Origin of the sequence: Lichenifustis flavocetrariae (assembly GCF_026130545.1) — a bacterium.
In the GTDB taxonomy this organism is placed as follows: Bacteria; Pseudomonadota; Alphaproteobacteria; order Rhizobiales; family Beijerinckiaceae; genus Lichenihabitans; species Lichenihabitans flavocetrariae.
Genome location: NZ_JAMOIM010000142.1, coordinates 1 through 1,310, shown reverse-complemented (window position 1 = coordinate 1,310; position 1,310 = coordinate 1). Strand labels below are relative to the sequence as shown.

Genomic DNA, 1,310 nt, shown 5'->3' with positions numbered 1-1,310 from the left:
ACGATGCCGACGAAATCCTGCAGCAGCAGGCGGTACATGAGGCCAACGAGCGCGGGCGCCAGCATGGTCGGCAGCATCAGCAGAGCCAACAGCCACGGGGCCAGCGCGAAAAGCGGAGCGAGGAAGATCGCGAGGAACAGCCCGATGACGAGTTGGGCGACCGCGGCGACGATCGCAAAGCGCAGCGAGAAACCCATGGCCTGCCAGAAGCCAGCGTCCTTCAGCACCGTGACGAAATTTCCGAAGCCTTCCAGCCGGGGCCGGCGCAGCGTCTCGAAGGTGACGTGGGACAAGGCGTAGACGATATCGATCAGCAGCGGCAGGCCGAGCACGGCGAGCAGGAAGACCGTCAGCGGCGCGATGAGCACGAGGCCCTGCCGACGGTGAAGGATGGCGCTCATCCGCCGCGCCCGACGACTGCCCGAAAGGTCGCTGCGGGCGGCATGCCCGCCGCGAAAACCGTCACTTGAGCAGGCTTGTCATGGCCGTGGTCGCCTGCTGCATCGAGGCGTCCAGGGTGTCGGTGCCGCCCCAATAGCCGGTGAAGGCCTTCGCCTGGGCCTCGTAGACGGCCAGCGCGTTGGCCGAAGTGGCCCCGGTCATCACGAACCCGTACTTGCCCGCGAAGCTGCCGAGCTTGGCGAGGTCGGGACGGCCGTCGATCTTGCTTGCGATTGCGTCCGATACGGCCGGCGACCCGCCCGCCTTGGCATAGTCCGTCATGGCCTCACGGCCGGCGAGCCAGGTCAGGAACCGCAGGGCGGCCTCCTTGTGGGTCGAGGCCTTGCTCAACCCGAGGCCCAGACCGTGGATGTGGGTGAAGCGCCCGGCAGGACCCGCAGGCGGCGCCACCGTGTCGATCTTGCCGGCAACTGCGGGTGTCTTGTCCTTGTTGTCGAGGTCGGCCGCTGCGGCATTCCACTGCAGCATGGTCGCGACCTGACCGGAGCCGAAGGCGGCGTTCGCCTCGGGGAACTCGTAGGATAGCGAGTCCTTCGGCGTGGCGCCGGCATCATACAGCTTCTTGTAGAGGTCGAGCGCCGTGCGATAGGCGGGCGAGTCGACCGTGACCTTGCCGGACGCATCCATCCAGTCGCCACCGAAGGCACGCGGCACGTTGCCGAAGATCATCATGTTGAAGAGCAGGTTCTTCATCTGCAGCACGGTGCCATAGCGCACGGGGCTCTTCGGGTTGACGGCTTTGGTGAAGAACAGGGCGGTCGCCGCGTAATCGTCCCACGTCCACTCGTTGGCCGGCTTGGGCGCGAGCGCCTTGCCGAGATATTTTTGGGCAATTTCCCCGTAGGTCG

General features: G+C 66.2%; 1 protein-coding gene and 1 pseudogene. Both read right to left on the bottom strand.

The genetic code is table 11. The features are described from left to right. A pseudogene (locus M8523_RS36315) lies at positions 1-401 on the bottom strand (sugar ABC transporter permease); the annotation flags it as partial. Positions 402-462: 61 nt separating this feature from the next. After that, a partial coding sequence (locus tag M8523_RS36310) for an extracellular solute-binding protein (RefSeq protein WP_282589645.1) occupies positions 463-1,310 on the bottom strand: 848 nt, incomplete at its 5' end.